The organism is Pseudomonas sp. SD17-1, assembly GCF_029201585.1.
In the GTDB taxonomy this organism is placed as follows: domain Bacteria; phylum Pseudomonadota; class Gammaproteobacteria; order Pseudomonadales; family Pseudomonadaceae; genus Aquipseudomonas; species Aquipseudomonas palmensis.
On sequence record NZ_CP104044.1, the window covers coordinates 3,227,092 to 3,248,233 of the forward strand.

Consider the following 21,142-nt stretch of genomic DNA (forward strand, 5'->3'; position numbering starts at 1 on the left):
TCTCTTCCTCTCAAGGGGCCTTGGCTGCCGGGCGGCGCCACCAGCTCTGGATGCCGCGACGGTTGCGCTGGATCAGCGTGACCCGCCGCGCGGTGCGCAGCCTGGGGGTCAGCAGCACGGTGAGCAGGTCGGCCAGCAGGTTGATCGCCACCACGCCCAGGGTGATCACCAGCACCACGCCCTGGATCAGCGGCAGGTCGCGCATCTGGATCGCGGTGTTGAGCTGGGTGCCGATGCCGGGGTAGCTGAAGATCACCTCGGCCAGCAGCGCGCCGCCGATCAGGGTGCGCAAGGTCAGGGCCACGCCCTGCACTGCCGGCACCAGCGCGTTGGGCAAGGTGTGGCGCCACACGATGCGCCATTCGGGCACCCCGCGCAGGCGCGCCGCACTCACGTAGTCGGATTCCAGCGCCTCGATCATCGAGGCGCGTACCAGCCGCGCCAGGTAAGGCAGCGACGACAGGCTCAGGGCCAGTATCGGCAGCAGCAGAAACTCCAGCTGCTGCCACAGGTGCTTGTCCGGGTCGAGGATCGACACCGCCGGCAGCAGGCTGAACTGCGGCATGGAAAACAGCAGCACCAGCCCGATGGCCAGCAGAAAACCCGGGGTGGCCTTGAGAAAGATCAGCGCCGACAGCGCCCAGCGGTCCAGCCGGCTGTCACGCCGCAGCGCCAGGCTCACGCCGATGCTCAACGCCAGCGGCACCACCACCAGCAGCACGCCGCCCAGCAGCGCCAGGGTATTGCCAAAGCGCGCGAGAATGATGCCGGCCACCGGTTGGTTCGAATCCAGCGAGATGCCCAGGTCGCCGTGCAGCACCTGCCCCAGCCAGCTCAGGTACTGCAGCAGGATCGGCCGGTTCAGGCCCAGTTGCTCGCGCAGGGTCTGGATGCTCTCCAGCGGCGCGTCGGGGCCCAGGATCACCCGCGCCGGGTCCGAGGGCAGCGCCTGGGTGGCGATGAACACCACCAGGCTGATGACCCAGGCGGTGAGCAGGCCGTAGCCCAGGCGCCCGATGAACCAGGGCAGCCAGGCCGGCAGTCGATGAGAGGTTGCGCACGGTTCAGGCATGGTTCAACCACAGGCTGTCAAAGCGCCAGGAGGCGAAGGTGGTCTGTTCGCCGTGCAGGCCGCCGACCTTGTTCGAGGCGGCGTCCAGCACGTCGGTGAAGCCCCAGATCAGCAGGCCGCCGCGCTGGTGCTGAATGGCCTGCGCCTCGTGTACCAGTTGCTTGCGCTGCGCCAGATCCGGCTGGCCGAGTGCCTGGGTGAACAGCGCACTGAAGCGCTCGTCACGGAAGTTGCTGCGGTTGTAGATCGCCAGCGGTGCATCGTTGTGCAGGCCGGTGGCCAGAAAGCCGCGGGCCGGTGTCGAGCCGGGCGACATCAGCCACTGCTCCTTCTGCGGGCCGTTGAATACCGAGGCGTCCACCGGCGTGACCTTGACCTGGACCCCTGCCTTCTTCGCCTGCTGGGCGAACACCAGGGCAGCGTTGATTTCGTTGGCGGTGGTGGTCAGCTCTATGCGCAGGTCGGTCTGCCCGGCCTGGCGCAGCAGCGAACGGGCCTGGTCCAGATCGAAGGGGCGCTGGGCGATGGCATGGTTGTAGGTGGGGTCGGTTGGCGAATACAGGTCGTTGGCGATGCGCCCGAAACCGTTGAGGCCACGGCCCACCAGCTCCTGGCGGTCGGCCAGCAGGCGGAAGGCCTGGCGTACCCGCTCGTCCTGGAACGGCGCCTTGGCGGTGTTGAGGTTGAAGCCACTGAACGAGGTGGTGGGCGACACCACCAGTTGCAGGCGCGGGTCGGCCTTGAGCAAGGCACTGTGCTCGGCCTGCACGCCGCTGGCGATGTCGATCTGCCCGGCACGCAGGGCGGCTACGCGCGATACCTGGTCCTTGAATTCGATGATCTCCAGCTCGTCGGCATATGGCTGGTTGGGCTTGTAGTAGTTTTCGAAACGGCTGAACAGCGCACGCTGGCCCGGCACGAAACGTTTGAGCCGGTACGGGCCGGCGCCCACCGGGTTGCTGACCGGGTCGTAGTCGGTGGGCACGATGCCGCCGAAGGCAATCAGGGTCTCGTCCAGCGGGAAGAAGCTGCGGCCCTGCTTGAAGCGGATCTCGATGGTGCGCTCGTCGAGCTTGCGCAGCGCCTGGCGGTCGATGTCGCCCACCAGCCCGGCAAATGGCGAGGCAAGTTTCGGGTCGGTCAGGCGCAGGATCGAGAACAGCATGTCGTCGGCGCCGATGCTCTTGCCGTGGTGGAACTCCAGCCCCGGCTTGATGCGAATGGTCCAGGCGCTGGCATCGGCATTGGGCTCGGCAAATTCGGCCAGGCCCAGGCGCGTGCTAACGTCGTCGTTCCATTCCCAGAACTTGCTGTACAGCGCCCAGCCGCGAATGATCCCGCCACCGGAAGGCTTGTGTGCATCCAGGTTGCCGGCCTGGTCGCCGTCGATGATGCCGACGCGCAGGCGCCCGCCGTGCACCGGGGTGCCCGGGGGTGCGCTGGCCGCCGCGTCGCTGGCAGGCCCGCCGGCATCGCAGCCGCCCAGCAGGCTGGAGCCCAGCAACAGGCCGCCACCGACGGCCAGGCTGTTGCCGAGGAAGATCCGGCGCGAGAATTCATGAGGCATGGGCAGCTCCTTAGGCCGGCTCGACAGCGGTGCGCGCACTCAGGCGCGGGATCTCGAACCCGTGGTCCAGTTCCAGCAGCGGGAACAGCAGGTCGGCCACCCGGTGCGCTTCATCGATCAGCGGAAAGCCCGAGAGAATGAACGCCGAGGTGCCCTGCTGCTGGTACTCGCGAATGCGCTCGGCCACCTGCTCGGCACTGCCCACCAGGTAGGTGCCGGACGACGGGCCGAGGATGTCGAAGCCGAACAGGCTGGGGCCGGTCCACACGTTGGGGTAGATCTCAAGCTCGCGCGCAGTGGGCAGGCGCCCGTCGCGGATGCTCTGCACGTTGCGCTGCACCTGCGGGTTGTCGCTGTGGAAGGTGTCCAGGGTCTGGCCCGGCGGCAGGCGGCGCTCGATGGCGGCGCGGGCGGTGGCCAGGGAGGTCTGTTGCAGCAGATTCTCGGCATGCGCCCAGGCTTGGGCCTCGGTCTCGCGCACGATGACCTGCAGGCGCGTGCCGTAGGTCAGTTCGCGGCCGATCTTCGCCGCTTCGGCGGCCACGCGGCGGAACTTGTCGCCCAGCCTGGGCGGGGTGTCGGCAAAGCTCAGGTACACGTCCAGCAGTTGCACCGAATGCGCCACGCCCACGTCCGAGGTGCCGGCGCCCCACAGGGGTACCGCCAGGCGCTGCGGCGGGTGCCAGCCGCCCAGCGGATGGCGCGCCGCTGCAGCCGGGCGTGGCGCGAGCTGCACGTACTGGCCGTCGAAACCGGCGGTGTCGCCGGCATAGATGCGCTGGAAGGCGCGCCAGTATTCCAGGCTGAACTGGTAGCGCTCATCGTGCGGGTAATGCACACCCAGGGTGGCCAGGCCCGCGTCGCTGCCATTGACCACGTTGAACAGCAGGCGGCCGTTGGAGAACTCGTCGAAGGTCAGCGCCCACTTGGCCAGCACCGCCGGCGACAGCTCGCCCGGGTGCTGCGCCACCAGAAAGCGCAGGCGCTCGGTGGCATCGATCAGTGCCGCCGACACCGCCAGGCTCTCGTTGGGGCTTGAACCCAGCAGGGCGCCGTAGAACCCCAGGCGGTCACTGGCCACCGCCAGTTGCCTGAGGTGGGCGAAATCGGTTTTCCAGCGCCCCTGGGGCTCCCACGGGTAGGGGCCGTCGGGGCTGGTGAGGTACCACAGGATCTTGATGGCCATGGCAGGTTCCTCAGGCGCGTGGGCGGTCGATGGCCGGGACCAGGCCCAGCGCGTGGGCGCGGTCGATCAGCTTGCTCATGTTCCATTGCTGGGTGAGCACGCCGGGGCCGTAGGGGCGCGAGCCGCCGATGGACTCGGCCAGCAGTTGCAGTTGCGCGCCCTCCTCCAGCAGCAGGATGAATTCGGCGGTGGCGCGCAGGCCCTGGCGCCCCCACACTGTCGCACCGCCGTTGGCTTCGAGAATCGCCGGGGTGTAGGGGTTCTCGGCCAGGCGCTCGAGAATGAAGTCGACCTCGTCCTGGCGCCGGTCGATGTACACCGGCAGCTCGCGGGCCAGCTGGTAGCGCTGCACCGGCACGTAATGGAACGGCAGGCTGCGCTGGGTCTGCGCCCAGGCGCCCAGGTACGGGGTGTGCACGTGGGACACCGTGGTGATGCCGGCGTCTTCGCGAAACAGCCGGGTGTAGCGGCCCAGCCCGCCCTTGCCCTGGCCATGCACCAGGTTGCCGGCAAAGTCGCTGACCGTGGCCTGCAGCGGCTTGCGGTAGTCCCACGGGCCTGGGTAGTTGACCGACACCAGCAGCTCGCGGCCCGGTACGCGCTCGATGAAGCCCACGGTGCCGGCGGCGGTGATGGTGTTGGTTTCGCGGAACACGGTGAAGGCCTGTTCGGCCTCGTGCAGCACCTGCTCGATGAAGGCCTTGAGGTCGGCGTCGATCAGGTGCTCGGTAGTCAGTACGGTCATGGCGAACTCCTTGGTTCAGGCGCGGGCGCGCCGGGCCAGCAGTTGATGGGCAGCTTGCAGTGGACGCGGGTCGACCCAGTCGGCGAGGTTGAAATCGGCTTCGAGAAAGCCATGCAGGTTGAGGAAGGTCTTCTGGATGTCCAGGTAGCCCAGGCGCTGGGCCGAGAGGTCCGGGGCCAGGGTGGTGTGGAAGTCGCCACGGTAGGCTTCGTCCACGCCCTGGGCGCCGGCGCGGGTCTCGTCCTGCAGGATGCGCAGCAGTGCCTCGCGGTTGTGGCTGGCCCAGTCGGCGGCGCGCAGGGTCTGCGCCAGGAAGCGCACCACCAGCTCGAAGTGGTTGTCCAGCAGGCTCTGGTGCACGGTGATCGGCCGTGGCGTGCCGTTGTTGATGCGGTAACGCGGGTCGCTGATCTGGTCCAGGTCGATGCCCACCACCAGGCCCAGGCGGCGCGCTGCATCGGCAGCGGCGGCGCCCTTGACGTACACCGCGTCGACCTCGCCACGGGCCAGGTAGTCCAGCCCCGACCACAGGCGCTGCAGGCCCTGCTCGGGGGTGGGGGCGTCGTCCTGGTTGTGCAGCGCCACTTCCACCAGTTCGACATCGTCGAAGCTCAGGCCGGCCAGGCTCAGCGCGCCCTTGTAGCCATGCAGGCTCATGGCACGGGCGATGCTGCCCGGGCGGTTGTCGCCCCAGGCCGGCAGCGCCAGGCGCTTGCCCTTGAGGTCCCGGGCGCTGCGGATGCCGGAGTCGGGGCGTACCAGGACGGTCTGCCATTCCTCGATCCAGGTCAGGCCGATCAGGCGGCTGGGCGAACCGGCGGCGCGGGCGGCCAGGGCCGGCACGTTGCCGCCCTCGCGAAACAGCCCGGGCAACTGGTGATCGTAGTGGTGATGGCCGAGCTGGCGGGCCTCCTGCAGGGTCTCCACCGGCAGGCCGTCGGCGGCGAATTCCTCGCCCAGCCAGCCCAGGGTGTAGGCGATGCCGGAGGCGGTCGGCACCGGGCAGCGGGTGAACCAGATCTGTTCGAGGGCCGGTGCGGCAGGCAACGGCAAGGTAGCGGCGATTGACATGGGCATGTTCCATCAAGCGAAGGTAGCCATGCCATAGCAGCGCCCGTGCCAACTCACCAACTCATTGTTTTTGTTGGTTTTTTAGAGACCTTCTGAACACCGGCTGCTGGCCTGGCAGCAGTGTTGCAGCTGCCCTGCTGCTGCCAGAGCAACAATCGGCGCCCCGCTGCTGCCCCAGCAGCACCCCGCCGCCCGTACCTGGCCGCAGTCCTTGTGGCACAAGGCTTTGCGGCGTGTGGCACAGAACCTGCTCAAGGGTCTGAAACCTGTTCATTCAAGGAAGCCCCCGCATGAGTACCCCGCCCCGCCGCCTGGAAAGCGCCGCCCAGGCCATCGCCGCCGCCCATGAAATCGCCGGCCACATCGCCGAGCTGGCCCGCGACCCGCACAACAACCACCAGTTGCCGCGTCGCCAGGCCCAGCTGCTGTCCGACAGCGGCCTGACCGCCATCGGCGTGCCCACGCAGTTCGGCGGGCTGGGCGCTTCGGTACAGACCATCGTCGAGACCGTGCGCATCGTGTCCGCCGCCGACGGCGGTGTCGGGCAACTGCTGCAGATTCACAACGTGATGCTGCGCGGTGTGCTCAGCGGCTACCCGGATGAAGTGCGCGAGCGCCTGATCGCCGACCTGCTGGCCGGCAAACGCCTGGGCAACGCCCTGGCCGAGGTCGGCGGCAAGAACAAGTTCGCCCTCAAAACCCGCATCGAGCGCCGCGAAGACGGCAAGCTGGTGCTCAACGGCAGCAAGTTCTACTCCACCGGCTCGTACCTGGCCGAATGGATCTCGCTGACCGCCGCCAGCGACGACGGCGGCGCCGGGGTGCTGCTGCACCGCGACACGCCGGGCCTGACCCTGCTCGACGACTGGGACGCCTTCGGCCAGAACAACTCGGTGAGCGGCACGGTGCAGTTCGACAACATCGAGCTGGACGAGCGCTATGTGCTGCGCCGCCAGGGCCCGATGAAGCGCACCGGGCTGACCTTCCCGCAGATACTGCACGCGGCCATCGACACCGGCATCGCCGCCGGCGCCCTGCAGGCCGGCATCGACTACCTCAACCAGCACGCGCGCCCGTGGGTGGAGAGCGAGGTGGAGCGCGCCAGCGAAGAGCCGCACATCATCCGCCAGATCGGTGAATACGCCGTGGCCCTGCGCGCCGCCGAATCGCTGCTGCGCGATGCCGCACGGACCTTCGACGCGCACGAGCTGGCCCCCGACGACAAGGCCCTGCAGGACGAGCTGATTCTCTCGGTAGCCACCGCGCGGGCGCACTCGGATGCCGCCTCGCTGAAGATCTCCAGCGACATCTTCTCGCTGCTGGGGGCCAGCGCCTCGCTGAGCAAATGGAACCTGGACCGCTTCTGGCGCAATGCGCGGGTGCACACCACCCACGACCCGATCCGCTGGCGCCTGCACCACGTGGGCAACTACTACCTCAACGGCATCGACCCGGGCGAATACACCGCCATTCTCGCCGCCAGGCAGAGCGCGGGCGCCAGCCGCTGAACACCGGGCGCGGGGCCTGCCCTGCGCCTGCTTTCCCCTTTGCCTCGAGTTTTCCATGAGCCCTCGACACCCGCTGCTGCGCAGCCTGGCGATCTACCGCGAAATGCCCTGGCGTTTCGCCCTGGTCGCCGGGCTGTTCGTTTTCATCAACCTGGGGCTGGTCTGGCAGCAATGGCTGATCGGCCATGCGCTGAACGACGTGAGTGCCGGCGCCGCCGTGGTGCGCCTGGCCGATGGCAGCCTGGACGCACGCCTGGCCTGGCACTGGTTCTGGCTGATAGGCGCGGTGGCGCTGGGCCGCGCGGTGTTGCAGTACGCCGCGGCCATCGGCTCGCTGGTGCTCGGCCAGGCGCTGCTCACGCGCCTGCGCGAGCGCCTGCTGGCCCAGGTGCAGGCCCTGCACCTGGGCTACCACTGGCAGCACGGCATGGGCGAGATGGTCACCCGCACCACCCGCGATGCGGACAAGGTGCGCGATGCGCTGATCAGCTTCTGGCGCCAACTGGTGGAAACCCCGTTGGTGGTGCTGGCCACCGTCGGCCTGCTGGCCTGGTACGACCCGTGGCTGGCCCTGGGGCCGCTGCTGCTGACCGTGCTCGGGCTGGGCATCTTCGTGCACCAGACCGAGCGCCTGGTGGCACTGGACCGTGCCGTGGGCGCCGCCTACGACCGGGTCAACCAGGACCTGGCCGAAGGCATCGGCGCGGTACGGGTGATCAAGTCGTTCGGCCTGCAGGCCCAGCGCATCGAGGGCTTTGCCGCGCAGGTGCAGGTGTTTGCCGGGCATGCACGCCAGGCGCTGGCCTACGCCAGCTCGCGCATACCGCTGCCGCAGGCGGTGGTGGCGCTGGGGCATGTGTGGATCCTGGTGGTCGGTGCGCAGCTGGTGGCCCAGGGGCGCATCGGCATCGGCGAGCTGGTGACCTCGCTGCTGATCGCCACCACCCTGGTGTTTCGCATCGAAGGCATCGGCCGGGTGATGCAGACCTTCGCCGACGCGCGCGCCTCGGCCGAGCGTATCTGGCAGTTGCTCGATGCGCCGGTACACATCGTCAGCGGTCAGCAGTCGCTGCCCCCGGGGCCGCTGGGCCTGAAGCTGGAGGCTGTCGGCGTGGCAGCGCCCGGCGGTGGGCAGGCGGTGCTCAGCCAGTGCTCGTTGCAGATAGAACCCGGCGAGGTGGTCGCGCTGGTGGGCGCCACGGGCACCGGCAAGAGCCTGCTGGCCAGCCTGCTGCCGCGCCTGACCGAGGCCGACCAGGGCCGCGTGCTGCTGGGCAGCGCTGCACGGGGCTGGCACGACGTGCGCACCCTGGCGCTGGATGAACTGCGCCGGCGCGTGCATGTGCTGCCCCAGGAGAGCTTTCTGTTCGCCGACAGCCTGGCTGCCAACCTGCGCCTGGGTGCGCCCACGGCCAGCGACGCGCAACTGCTCGATGCACTGCGCCAGGCCAGCGCCGAGGACGTGCTGGCGCGCCTGCCCCAGGGCCTGGACACGCCGCTGGGCGACCGTGGCGTGACCCTCTCGGGCGGCCAGCGCCAGCGCCTGTGCCTGGCCCGCGCCCTGCTGGCGGCCCCCGACATCCTGTGCCTGGACGACGCCACCAGCGCGCTGGACGCGATCAGCGAGCAGCATGTGCTCGACACCCTGCGCCAGCGCCGCAGCGATGGGCATGCGCCGACCCTGCTGCTGATCGCCAGCAAGCTGAGCACCGTGCAACTGGCCGACCGCGTGCTGCTGCTGAGCAGTACCGGCATTGCCGACAGCGGCAGCCATGCGCAGCTGCTGCACCGCAACCCGACCTACCGTGAACTGCTGGGGATCGAGCATGGCTAAGCCGCAAGCGGGCACTGCCCTGAGCGATATCGAAATAGAAGAATTGCTGGCAAGAAAGGCCCTGGACCGCAGCATGTTCCGGCGCCTGCTGCCCCTGCTGCGCCCGGTGCGCCGGCAGATCGGCTGGGTGATCGGCCTGGAGCTGGTGCTGGTGTTCACCGTGTTTCTGCGCCCGTGGTTCGTGCGCGAGCTGCTCGATCACGGGCTGATCCATGACGGCAACGCCTGGCTGCTGGACCCGCCGCTGGTGCTGTGGCTGGGCGCGGGCCTGGCGGCAAGCTGGCTGGGGCGCTTCGTGCTGGCGGGGCTGTCGCAGTACATCGCCGGCAGCGCCGCGATCAGCGTGCTCAACGACCTGCGCGTGCGGGTGTTTGCGCACGTGCAGGCGCTGAGCGTGGGCTACTTCGACCGCACCCGCGCCGGGCGCATCATTTCGCGGGCCGACCGCGACGTGGACGCGCTTGAGCCGCTGCTGATCCAGGGCCCGCCCGAGCTGCTCGGCGCCCTGCTGCGCTGCAGCCTGGCGGCGGTGATGCTGTGGCTGATCGAGCCGCTGTTCTTCTTCAGCCTGATCGGCAGCGTGCCGTTGCTGCTGCTCGCCACCTGGGGCTTCAAGCGTATCGCCCAGCGCAACTGGGCGAAGGTCGCGGAAAACCGCAGCCGCTTCACCGCCCACCTGGTGGAGAGCGTCAGCGGCGTGCGCCTGCTGCAGCAGACCGGCCGGCAGCAGACCAACCTGCAGCGCTACCAGGGCCTGCTGGACGAATTCAACCGCGCGCTGATTCTGGGCAGCCTGCGCTCGGGCTGGTTCGCGCCGTTCACCGCGCTGCTGGCCGCGATGGGCATGGCGGTGCTGGTGCTGGTGGGTGGCTACGGGCTGGCCGAGGGTTCGGTGACGGTAGGCCAGGTGGGTGAAAGCCTGTTCTACGTGATGCTGTTTCTGGGGCCGTTGCAGGAGCTGACCGACCTGTTCGAGCGCTATGCCACCGGTTCGGCTTCGGCGCAGCGGATCTTTCTGCTACTGGACACCGCGCCGCAGATTCTCGACCCGCAGGTGCCCGTGGCGTTGCCCAGGGCCCGTGGTTTGCCTATGAGCGTCAGGCGCCAACGCCGGTGATCGACGGGCTGGACCTGCACATACGGGCCGGCGAGGTGCTGGCATTGGTCGGGCCGTCGGGGCATGGCAAGAGCACGCTGGTGCAGTTGCTCACGCGCTTCTATGACGTGGACGGCGGCGCGGTGAAGCTCGATGGCATCGATGTTCGCCAGTTGAGCCAGCAGCAGTTGCGCCGGCACGTGGGTGTGGTGCTGCAGGACAACGTGCTGTTTGCCGGCAGCATCCTCGACAACCTGCGCCTGGCAGCACCGGGGGCGGACGATGCGACGCTGATCGCGGCGGCCCGCGAGCTGGGCGCCGATGAAGTGCTGGAGCGCCTGCCGCACCAGTACGCGACCCAGGTGGGGGCGCTGGGCGCGCACCTGAGCCATGGGCAGCGTCAGCTGGTGTGCCTGGTGCGGGCGTACCTGGCAGACCCCGCGGTGCTGGTGCTGGACGAAGCCACCTCGGCGGTGGACGTGCATACCGAGCGGCGCATCCAGCGGGCGTTGCGTCGGCTGTGCGAGGGGCGCACGGCGATCATCATCGCGCATCGGCTGGCGACCATTCGCGAGGCGGACCGCATCGTGGTGATCGGCCAGGGCCGCCTGGTGGAGCAAGGGCCGCATGCGCAGTTGCTGGCCAGGGGTGGGGCGTATGCGGCGCTGCATCGCAGCTATGCGCGGGCCGGTTAGGGCCAATCGCGGGTCAAGCCCGCTCCCACAGAGGGGCATTGCTCTGGTGCTGCAACCGCCGCACCCACTGCTGCTGCACTGCTGCCCTGGCAGCAGTGCAGCAGCCCACCCCCCGCAAAATCGGGCCCGCACCGCGTGGCATGACGGTTGCACCACCTCTGGCACATTCACCGAGGAACAGCCATGAGCACCGAATTCTTCTGGCGCCTGCCCCTGGGCACCGACGGGCCGCAATTGAGCACCGACCGGCACAACCGTGGCAGCTTCAGCCACCAGCACGGCCATATCGCACCCGGCCGGCTGGCAGACGGCCGCCCCGACGGCTTCACCTATATCGACTACATCGCCCAGGTGGCCAAGGCCGCCGAACTGGCCGGCTTCGAAGGCGCCCTGCTGCCCACCGGCCCCGAACCCTGGATCGTGGCCGCCGCACTGGCCCGCGAAACCCGCCGCCTGCGCTTTCTGATCGCCTTCCAGGCCGCCTGGACCCTGCCCGCCTACGCCGCACAGCAGGCCGCCATCCTGCAGCACCTGAGCCACGACCGCCTGGACTGGAACATCATCACCGGCGGCAACCCCGCCAGCCAGCGCGCCCAGGGCGACTTTCTCGACCACGACCAGCGCTACCGGCGCACCGGCGAATTTCTCGACATCATCGACGGCCTATGGCGCAACGAGCACTTCAGCTACCAGGGCGAGGTCTATCAACTGGACAACGGCGCCCTGCCCGAGCACCTGGCCCATGTGCGCAAGCCGGGGGTGTACTTCTCCGGCTTCTCCGACCCGGCCCTGGACGTGGCTGCACGCCATGCCGACGTGTACCTGAACTGGGCCGAGCCGATCGAGCAGCTCAGGCCGCACATCGAGCGCGTGCGCGAGCTGGCCGACAGGCAGGGCCGCACGGTGCGCTTCGGCCTGCGCGTGGACCTGTTCGCCCGCGAAACCGAAGAGGCCGCCTGGCGCGACCTGCGCCGCCAGTTCGACAGGCTCGACGGCAGGCCCAGCGCCCTCTCCAGCACCTTCAGCACTGCCAGCGACTCGGTCGGCGGCGCCCGCCAGAGCGCCTATCACCAGAACATCCAGCGCTTCGACGACCTGATTCTGGGGCCAAACCTGTGGGCCGGTTTCGCCAAGGCCAAGCCCGGCCCCACCGTGGGCCTGGTGGGCAGCCACCAGAACATCGCCGAACGCCTGGCCGAGTACCGCGACGCCGGCTTCTCGACCTTCATCCTGGCCGGCAACCCGCACCTGGAAGAAGCCCTGCGCATCGGCCAGGAAGTGCTGCCGCTGGTGCAACAACAACCCATCAAGGACCCGATGCCCCTATGACCACCCCTCTCGATACCCTCTGGTACACCCACAGCCCGGTGCCGACCGGCCTTGGCATCGCCGTGCAGACCGGGCGCCTGGCCGAGGCGTTCCAGCCGCTGGGCACCTCGATCCAGTCGCTGCGCGAGTCCAGCGAGCGCGAAGTGCGCGAAGCCCACTACGACCATCACCTGCCCAACTCGGTGCGCCACGGCGGCAACATTCCGGCGATCTGGGCCTACGCCAGCGGCGTGCAGACCCGCGTGCTGGGGCTGAGCTGGGCCGATGAGGTGCAGTTGATCCTGACCACCGAGGACAGCGGCGTGAAAAGCGTGCGCGACCTCAAGAACCGCCGCTTCGGCCTGCCCAAGTGGGCCAACGTGCAGATCGACTTCACCCGCGCCCAGGCCCTGCGCGGGCTGGAAAACGCGCTCAGGCTCGAAGGCCTGGACGTGGCCGATGTGGAGCTGGTGGACTACCCCTACGGCGGCACCCACAGCGACGAGCAGGTCACCCATGTGCATGGCGCCACGGTGACCCTGGGCATGAACCGGGTGAGCCGGCGCAACAACGAACTGATCGGGCTGCTGCGCGGCGACATCGACGCGATTTTCCTCAAGGGGGCCTCGGCCTTGCAACTGGCCCACGAGTTCGGTTTGCGGGTGGTGATCGACACTGGCTCGCACCCCGACCCGCTGATCCGTTCCAACAACGGCACGCCGCGCACCTTGACCGTGGACCTGAACCTGCTGCAACAGCATTTCGGCGCGTGCACGCGCATCGTCGACGTGGTGCTGCGTACCGAGCAGTGGGCCTGGGCCAACCCCGATGAAACCCGGCGCTACCTGGCGCGCGAGCTCAACACCAGCGAGTACTGGGTGGCGGCGGCGTATGGCGAGGACGCGCACCGACGCCTGCGGACCACGCTGGACAGTCGCTCGATCGAGGCGCTGCAGGATTTCACCGATTTTCTGCATCGGTGGCATTTCATTGCGCGGCGCTTCGATGTGCGCGACTGGATCGATTTCAGTGTGCTGGAGGCGGTGATCGGGTCGACGTCGCGGGTGGCCACCTGAAAATCGTGTCGCCCCATTCGCCAGCAAGGCTGGCTCCTACACAGGCCTCGCCCCCTGTAGGAGCCAGCCTTGCTGGCGAAGCTTTTCAAACCGGTTGCTGCTGCAGCAGCAGGCATTCCACAGCCCCCTGCTGCACCGCTAGCAACCCATCCCGAAACACCCTATAAACCCCATGTAAATCAACAACTTGCAAACATGGCACAAACCCTGCTCTAGCCCCGTATCAGCCACACTCGGGGAGCCACACCATGCATCAGCTTCATCCACTGGCCAGGGGCATCGGCCTGGGCCTGCTGCTCGCAGGCACCAGCACCGCCCACGCCGACGACAGCACCACGCCGGCACTCAAGACCGTCACCGTCACCGCACAACACCGCGAAGAAACCCTGCAGGAAGTGCCGATGGCGGTCAGCGCGGTCCAGGGCACCAGTATCACCGCCGACGGCGTGCGCGCCATGGGCGACATCACCACCTTCATCCCCAACGCCTCGGCCAAGAACCCCGATGGCGATGGCCGCCCGCGCTGGTACATCCGCGGCCTGGGCACCGGCGACACCGGCGCCGCCACGGTCTACCCGGTGGGCATCTATGCCGACGACGTCTACCTCAACGCCCCCGTCGCCGGCGGCGGCCCGCTGTTCGACCTGGAGCGCATCGAGGTGCTGCGCGGCCCGCAAGGCACCCTGTACGGCAAGAACACCACGGCGGGGGCAGTCAACGTGATCTCGAAAAAGCCCACCTTCGACACCGACGGCTTCGGCACCATCGGCTTTGGCAGCAAGAACGAACGCATCCTCAACGGCGCCCTGGGCGGCACCCTGGTGGACGAACGCCTGGCCGGCCGGGTGTCGCTGTATTCCGAGGAGCGCGACGGCTTCACCCACAACCTGACCAACGACCAGACCTATGGCGACGTCAACAAGAAGGCCGTGCGCGTGCAGTTCCTGGCCAGGCTCAACCCGGACCTGGAGGCGCTGTGGAAGCTCCACGGGCGCCAGTTCAAGGGCGATGGCAGCAGCGGTTCGCTGCCGCTGGGCACCTATTACAACGTCGGCTACCAGCGCCCCCAGGGGCGGCGCATCGAGCTGAACGTGGACGAGCACTCCAAACTCGACCACGACGGCACCTCGCTGACCCTGAACTGGGACATCGGCGACTACCGGCTGACCTCCATCACCGCCTACGACTCTATCCGCCAGCAGTCGCTGACCGACGCCGACTACACCCCCTACGAGGTCAACGGCGCGAGCGACACCGACAACCGCTACGACCAGTACTCGCAGGAATTTCGCCTGGCCTCCCCGCAGCAGGAAACCCTGCGCTGGATGCTCGGCACCCACTACTTTCACGAAACCCTCGACAGCACCGACCGGCGTTTCGTGACCCCGGGCCCGACGCCCAACGGCACCGGCTCCAACCAGATCGGCGGGGTCGACCTGAGCAGCCTCGACTACACCCACAAGACCGACAGCTACGCGCTGTTCGGCAACCTGGCCTATGACCTGAGCGACAACTTCACCGTGACCGGCGGGCTGCGCTGGACCACCGAGAAAAAGAGCATCGACCTGGACCTGGCCCAGCTCACCCGCACCAGCGCCAACGGCCCGCTGGTGCCGCTGGGCGCTGCGGGCGCCAACGGCAACCGCGACGAGAGCAAGCGCTGGGACGCCTGGACCTACGATGTGACGCCCGAGTACCGCATCAACGACAACCTGCGGGTGTTCTTTCGCTATGCCCACGGCTTTCGCTCCGGCGGCTTCAACACCGGGCTGTCGAGCAACCTGGCGCAGCTGACCACGGTCGACCCGGAACAGCTCGATGCCTACGAGCTGGGCCTGAAATCGGAGTGGTTCGACCACCGCCTGACGGTCAACGCCAACCTGTTCTACTACGACTACCAGGACATCCAGGTCAACCTGCTGACGGTCAACAGCGGCGTGCTCACCACCGCGCTCACCAACGGTGCCAAGGGCAAGGTCAAGGGCGCGGAGCTGGAGATCGAGGGCCAGCCCACCGACTACCTGCACCTGCGCGCGGCGGTGTCGTTCCTGGACACCGAGTACACCGACTTCAAGAACGTCAACCCCACCACCGGCGAAGTGACCGCCGACTACAGCGGCAACAGCTTCGTGCGCTCGCCGCGCAACGTGGTGTCGCTGGGCGCCGACTACACCATCCCGCTGGCGATCGGCGGCAAGCTGGTGGCCGGCGCCGACGTGAGTTTTCGCGACAAGGAGTACTTTCTGGCCAACCGCCAGAGCAGCGCCGAGCCGACCCTCAGCCAGCCTCACTACACCCTGGCCAACAGCCGCCTGACCTGGTTCAGCGCGGATGAAAAGCTCAGCGTGACCGGCTTCGTCAACAACCTCACCGACCGCCGCTACCAGGTGCACGGCCGGCCCAACGGCCCCCAGGGCCAGTACGTGCTGACCTACGGCGACCCGCGCACGGTCGGCGTCAGCGTCACCAGCCGATTCTGATCGAACGCGCCGGCGGCAGGCTGCCGGCGCACTTCAACTGCCTTGCAAGGAGTACACCCCATGTTGCGTCCCACCCCCTTGGCCGGCGCCATCGCGCTGGTCATCGGCAGCGTTGCCGTGCCCGAATGCTCTGCCCAGGCCGCACCCGGCGCGGATGACAAGCTCGATACCGTGGTCGTGGTCGGCACCCGCCGCAGCGACGTCACCGCGCTGCAAAGCGCAGCCCCGGTGGATGTGCTGAGCGCCGAAAAGCTGCAGGACACCGGCGCCAGCGACCTGTCCGGTGCGCTGACCGCCCTGTCGCCCTCGTTCAGCTTCCCGCAGTCGCCCCAGGGCGCGTTCGCCGGCTCCATCGCCCAGGGCGCCTCGCTGCGCGGCCTGGCGTCGGACCAGGTGCTGGTGCTGGTCAACGGCAAGCGCCGCCATACCAGCGCCAACGTGACCCGCCAGGGCCTGGCCAACGGGCGTGGCGCAGCGGCCGTGGACCTGAGCCTGATCCCGCTCAGCGCGGTGTCGCGGGTGGAGATCCTGCGCGACGGCGCCGCCGCCCAGTACGGCTCGGACGCCATCGCCGGGGTGATCAACATCGTGCTCAAGGAGAACGACGACGGCGGCAACGTGGGCTATCGCTTCGGCGGCTATGACAAGGGCGACGGCCTGCAGCGCAAGCTCAGCGGCTGGAAGGGCCTGGCCCTGCCCAACGATGGCTTCCTGACCCTGAGCTTCGATGCCGGCAGCCAGGACCCGGCCAGCGACACCAACCCCGACAACCGGATCTTCTACCCCGGCAGCACCAGCACCGATACCCCGCGCGAGCAGAACAACCGCTACCGCACCTGGCGCTGGGGCTCGGGCAATGTCTCGGACCAGTACAACCTGGTGGCCAACAGCGAAATCGGCCTGGGCGAAGGGCTGACCGCCTATGGCTTTGCCACCTATGCGCACAAGAACACCGACGCCGACGGCTTCTTCGACCCGCCCACTACCCTGGCCCGCAACTACGGCAGCGATGCGCTGCGCCGCTACCCGGACGGGCGCCTGCCGGTCACCCGCTACAACCTGCAAGACTATGCCGTGACCGGCGGCCTGCGCTGGGAGGACGAAACCCTGGGCACGTTCGACCTGGCTGCCAACTACGGCAACGACACGTTGAAGTCCACCGACCGCAACGCCATCAACCCCAGCTGGGGCACGGCCAGCCCGTCGAGCATCTACACCGGCGAGCGCGAGAACCAACAGACCAACCTGACCCTGGACTGGGTGCGCGACTTCCCCACCGACCTGCTGGCCAGGCCGCTGACCCTGTCGGCGGGCCTGGCCTGGCGCAAGGAGAACTACCACCTGGGCGCCGGCGAGGCGGCCGGCTGGCAGAACGGGCCGCTGTTCGGCAGCCTGGACCCGGTCAGCGGGCGGCCGATCCCCGGTTACTACTCGGGCATCACCAACGTCGATGCCGCGTCGCTGGAGCGCAAGGTGTTCGGCGCCTATGTCGACCTCGAAGGGCAGCTCACCGACAAGTTCCAGGCCGGCGTGGCGCTGCGCTCGGAGCATTACTCGGACTTTGGCGACACCACCAACGGCAAGCTGTCGCTGCGCTACGACTTCACCCCGCAGATCGCCGCACGCGGCAGCCTCAGCACCGGCTACCGCGCCCCCTCGCTGGTGCAGAGCGGGCTGTCCTCGTTCAGCGTGCAGGTGGTGGAGCAGCCACCTGGCAGCGGCAACTGGGTCGAGGTGCAGCAGCGCACCCTGCGTGCCGACAGCCCCGAGGCCGCGCTGCTGGGCGGGCGCGCACTCAAGCCCGAAGAGTCGACCAACTACTCCCTGGGCCTGGTGTGGCGCCCGCTGGCCAACGCCTCGGTGACCGTGGACGCCTACCGCATCGACATCGACAACCGCATCACCCTGTCCGACCAGTTGCCGGCCAGCGTGGTGGGGCCGATCTTCGCCGGTACGCCGTATGCCAGCATCCAGAGTGCGGCGTTCTATACCAACATTGCCGACACCCGCACCGACGGCATCGAGCTGGCCGGCCAGTACCAGTGGGACCTGGCGCAGTACGGCCGGCTGGACCTGAACGCCGGCTTCGCCAAGACCCGCACGCGCATCACCGAACTGCGCGATGCCGGCGGCATTGCCGGCAACCAGATCGTCGGGCGCGCCACCCAGGGCCTGATCGAGCACGGCACCCCCGACACCAAGCTGACCCTCAGCGCCAACTGGCTGTACCAGAACTGGGGCGTGACCCTGACCCAGCGCCGCTACGGTGAATGGCAGAGCCTCAATGCCAGCAACCCCGACCTGGACCAGACCTTCAGCGCGCAGTGGATCACCGACCTGGACCTGAGCTACCGCTTCGACCAGGGGCTGAAGGTCTCGGTGGGTGCGATCAACCTGTTCGACAGCCACCCCGACAAACTCGAAGGCCAGACCCTGTACGGGGTGCAGAAGTACTCGATCACCTCGCCCGAGGGCGCCCAGGGCGCGTTCTACTACACCAGCCTGAGTTACGACTTCTGAGTTTTGTCCGACAATAAAATTGAGCTGGATCAACGTTTGGCGTGATGTATGGCACTTAGCCTTCATCCACTGCGACAGCGCTTCTATAGTGTGGCGGGAACCACGTTCCCCCCACTCTAAGGAGCGTTCATGCTGCGCGTACTTTCACTGGAAAACCTCACCGTCACCCGCAAACTGGCACTGGGCTTCGGGCTGATGCTGGCCCTGGCGGTGTGGTTGGCCGCCACCGGCCTCAAGGGGTTGCACAACGACAAGACTTCGTTCGAGCGGATCAACCGACTGAGCACCCTGTTCGACGAAACGGTGTTTGCCCGCGAGGCCAACTACCAGTACGCGCTGGCGCCCCAGGCCGCCCACCTGGACACCCACCAGACCCACCAGCAGGCCTTGCACAGCGCACTGAACGCGGTGCTCGAGGACGTGCAGCGCGGCGCCTGGCCCGCCGAAGACCTGCAGACCGTGCAGCAACTGGCCGACGGCCTGCAGGGCTACATCACCACCCACCAGGCCGCCCTGGCCCTGGACCCGCCCGACAGCGCCCGGGTGGTGCAGGCCAACGCCCTGCTGGCCGACCTGCAGGGCAGCATCAACGTGCTGTACAAGAAGGAAGAGGAGCGCGCTGCCGCCAGCGTGGCCACGGTGGTCTCGATTCTACTGGGCGTGACCGTCGCGACCCTGGTGCTGGGCACCCTGATCGCCTGGCTGATCGGCCGGCAGATCGTGCGCCCGCTGCGCCAGAGCCTGGAGGCGGCCGAGCGCATCGCCCACGGCGACCTCACCGTGCAGCTGGACAGCCATCGGCGAGACGAACTGGGCCAGCTGCTGCGCGCCATCGGCGACATGAGCCAGCGTCTGCGCGAGGTGATCACGCGCATTGGTCACGGCTCCTCGCAACTGGCGGTATCGGCCAGCCAGCTGGCCACCATCACCACCCAGACCCAGGCCGGCACCGACAGCCAGCGCAGCGACACCGACCGGGTCGCCACCGCCATGAACCAGATGACCTCGATGGTGCAGGCCGTGGCGCGCAACTCCGAAGACGCGGCCCAGGCGGCCCGCCAGGCCGACGAGGAAGCCAGCGGCGCCTCGGGCATCTCGCGCAATGCCATCGTGCAGATCGAGGCGCTGGCCGGCGAGGTCGGGGTGTCGGCCGAGTCGATGAGCCGCCTGCACCAGGAAATCGACCGTATCGCCAGCGTGCTCGGGGTGATCAAGGCCGTGGCCGGGCAGACCAATCTGCTGGCGCTCAATGCCGCCATCGAGGCGGCACGTGCCGGCGAGGCCGGGCGCGGCTTCGCAGTGGTGGCCGACGAGGTGCGCAGCCTGGCCCAGCGTACCCAGCAGTCTTCCGAGGAGATCGAGCACCTGATCGGCGAGTTGCAGCGCATTGCCAACGAGAGTACGCAGATCATGCAGTCCAGCGTGGAGCAGACCCAGTCGACCGTGACCGGGGTGCGCAACACCGGCGATGCGCTGGCGGCGATCACCCGGCAGGTCTCGGACATCCAGCAGATGAGCCTGCGCATCGCCAGCGCCGCCGAAGAACAGACCACGGTGGTCGAGGAAATCACCCGCAACGTGCTGCATGTGCGCGAAACCGCCGACCAGTCGGCACTGGCCAGCAGCGAGATCGCCAGCTCCAGCGTCGAACTGGCGCGCCTGGGCAGCGACCTGCAGAGCCTGGTGGTGCATTTTCGCACCTGACGGCTCGCGGCACGGGCTGCGGCGCAGGGCGCGGGCAGGTGAAGGGGGAAAACGGATTGACTCCGTTTCCTGGCTGACCCAAGCTTGCCCCACCCCGCCTGCCCGGATGCCGCATGTCAAAACCGCGCCTCTATACCCTGCTCAGCCTGCTCGTGCTGCTCGTCATCGGGCTGGGCTACGGCTGGCTGGGTGACGCCCCGGCCCCCGCGCCGGCCCCCAGCCATGGCTACACCAAGGCGCTGACCATGGCCCATGAAGGGCAGCCGGGGGCGGCGCGGGTGCTGTACCAGCAACTGGCGCGCGCCGACCTGTCGGGCATTCGCCGCGCCAGCCTGCATGCCGAGCTGCCCAACTACCCTTCGCCGCTGGCGCTGAAGCTGGCCGACCAGGACCTGAGCCACGACGACCCGCTGGTGCGCCGCGCGGCGATCGCCAGCATCAGCGCGCTGGTGCCGGCGCCGCAGCGCAGCGTGCTGCTGGGGCCGATGCTCGAAGACCCCGAGCAGAGCGTGCGCTTTGCCGCGGTCGATGCGCTGCTGGGGCTGGGCCCGGACGATGTCGGCCTGTACTACGGCCCGCTGCAGCAGGCACTGGAGCAGTACCAGCAGGCCTTGCTCAAGCAGCTCGACGATGCCGCCGCCCAGGTGCACCTGGCCCGGCTGTACGTGCACGAGGGCCATGACGACGAGGCGGCGCAGGCACTGGAGCGAGCGCTGGCGCTGGCCCCCGACGACCTCGAGGCACTGGCGGCCAAGGTGCGCCTGCTCGACAGCCAGGGCCACGCCGATGCCTCCCGCGAGCTGCTGGCCCAGGCGCTCAAGCGCCACCCAGACTCGGCCTTCCTGCAACACGAGCTGGGCCTGTGGCTGATGCGCCACGACCAGCACGAATACGCGCTGCTGGCGTTCGACCGGGCCCTGGCGCTGGACCCGGACAACGCCGAGTATCGCTATACCCTGGCGTTGACCCTGCACAGCCTGGAGCAGGTCGAGGTGGCGCAGAAGCAGCTCGAAACCCTGCTCGCCCGCCAGCCGGCCAACCGCAAGGCGCGGGTGCTGCTGATCGGCTACTGGAAAGAGACCGGCCAGCTGCAGAACGTGCAGGTGCTGCTGGCCCAGCTGGAGCAGCAGAACCCGGACGATCCGCTGGTGCAGCAAGGCCTCTGAGGCCCCTCGTCCGGGCTCCCGCAAGCGTTTTGAACCCCGCCGAAAGTGGCGTGTCCAGTGATAGTGCATGGATAAAAAGGCAATCGCCTGGCTGTGCGTTATCAAAGGAGATCG

13 protein-coding genes and 1 pseudogene are annotated in these 21,142 nt (G+C 68.3%); 9 read left to right on the forward strand and 5 right to left on the reverse strand.

Annotated elements, in window-relative coordinates:
* Positions 1-10: 10 nt before the first annotated feature.
* Genes N0B28_RS14700 through N0B28_RS14720 form a run of 5 tightly spaced genes read right to left on the reverse strand, consistent with a single transcriptional unit; the run spans position 11 to position 5,641 of the window.
* Positions 11-1,072: an ABC transporter permease gene (locus N0B28_RS14700; RefSeq protein WP_054915363.1), complete on the reverse strand. Its 1,062-nt coding sequence runs from the start codon at positions 1,070-1,072 to the stop codon at positions 11-13.
* Positions 1,065-2,639 (reverse strand): ABC transporter substrate-binding protein, encoded by a 1,575-nt coding sequence (locus N0B28_RS14705; RefSeq protein ID WP_275727071.1) that lies wholly within the window; start codon positions 2,637-2,639, stop codon positions 1,065-1,067. The genes N0B28_RS14700 and N0B28_RS14705 overlap by 8 nt, the downstream gene beginning before the upstream one ends.
* Before the next feature lie 10 nt (positions 2,640-2,649).
* A complete protein-coding gene (locus N0B28_RS14710; protein ID WP_275727073.1) occupies positions 2,650-3,825 on the reverse strand; it encodes an LLM class flavin-dependent oxidoreductase in 1,176 nt (391 codons plus the stop codon).
* Positions 3,826-3,835: 10 nt separating this feature from the next.
* Entirely contained in the window at positions 3,836-4,570 is a 735-nt protein-coding gene (locus tag N0B28_RS14715; protein WP_043860481.1) for a class II aldolase/adducin family protein, read from the reverse strand.
* A 15-nt stretch (positions 4,571-4,585) separates the two neighbouring features.
* Complete coding sequence (locus N0B28_RS14720) at positions 4,586-5,641, reverse strand: ABC transporter substrate-binding protein (protein WP_054915367.1); 1,056 nt, start codon at positions 5,639-5,641, stop codon at positions 4,586-4,588.
* Positions 5,642-5,931: 290 nt separating this feature from the next.
* On the opposite strand from N0B28_RS14720, the gene N0B28_RS14725 reads away from it, so the two are divergent.
* The 9 genes and pseudogenes from N0B28_RS14725 (at position 5,932) to N0B28_RS14765 (ending at position 21,028) form a co-directional block, all read left to right on the forward strand.
* Positions 5,932-7,149 (forward strand): acyl-CoA dehydrogenase family protein, encoded by a 1,218-nt coding sequence (locus tag N0B28_RS14725; RefSeq protein WP_275727078.1) that lies wholly within the window; start codon positions 5,932-5,934, stop codon positions 7,147-7,149.
* A gap of 55 nt (positions 7,150-7,204) precedes the next feature.
* Positions 7,205-8,983, forward strand: a complete 1,779-nt coding sequence (locus tag N0B28_RS14730; RefSeq protein WP_275727081.1) for an ABC transporter ATP-binding protein — start codon at positions 7,205-7,207, stop codon at positions 8,981-8,983.
* Positions 8,976-10,774 (forward strand): annotated as a pseudogene (locus N0B28_RS14735) (ABC transporter ATP-binding protein). The gene N0B28_RS14730 and the pseudogene N0B28_RS14735 overlap by 8 nt, the downstream one beginning before the upstream one ends.
* 183 nt (positions 10,775-10,957) lie before the next feature.
* A complete protein-coding gene (locus N0B28_RS14740; RefSeq protein ID WP_043862915.1) occupies positions 10,958-12,103 on the forward strand; it encodes an LLM class flavin-dependent oxidoreductase in 1,146 nt (381 codons plus the stop codon).
* The gene (locus N0B28_RS14745; protein WP_043862916.1) at positions 12,100-13,158 is read left to right on the forward strand and encodes an ABC transporter substrate-binding protein; all 1,059 of its coding nucleotides are present in this window, start codon (positions 12,100-12,102) and stop codon (positions 13,156-13,158) included. The genes N0B28_RS14740 and N0B28_RS14745 overlap by 4 nt, the downstream gene beginning before the upstream one ends.
* Before the next feature lie 248 nt (positions 13,159-13,406).
* Positions 13,407-15,638: a TonB-dependent receptor gene (locus tag N0B28_RS14750; RefSeq protein WP_275727088.1), complete on the forward strand. Its 2,232-nt coding sequence runs from the start codon at positions 13,407-13,409 to the stop codon at positions 15,636-15,638.
* A 60-nt stretch (positions 15,639-15,698) separates the two neighbouring features.
* A complete protein-coding gene (locus N0B28_RS14755) occupies positions 15,699-18,158 on the forward strand; it encodes a TonB-dependent receptor (protein ID WP_275727091.1) in 2,460 nt (819 codons plus the stop codon).
* Positions 18,159-18,287: 129 nt separating this feature from the next.
* Entirely contained in the window at positions 18,288-19,862 is a 1,575-nt protein-coding gene (locus N0B28_RS14760) for a methyl-accepting chemotaxis protein (protein ID WP_043862919.1), read from the forward strand.
* Positions 19,863-19,975: 113 nt separating this feature from the next.
* A complete protein-coding gene (locus N0B28_RS14765; protein ID WP_054915374.1) occupies positions 19,976-21,028 on the forward strand; it encodes a tetratricopeptide repeat protein in 1,053 nt (350 codons plus the stop codon).
* Positions 21,029-21,142: the final 114 nt, after the last annotated feature.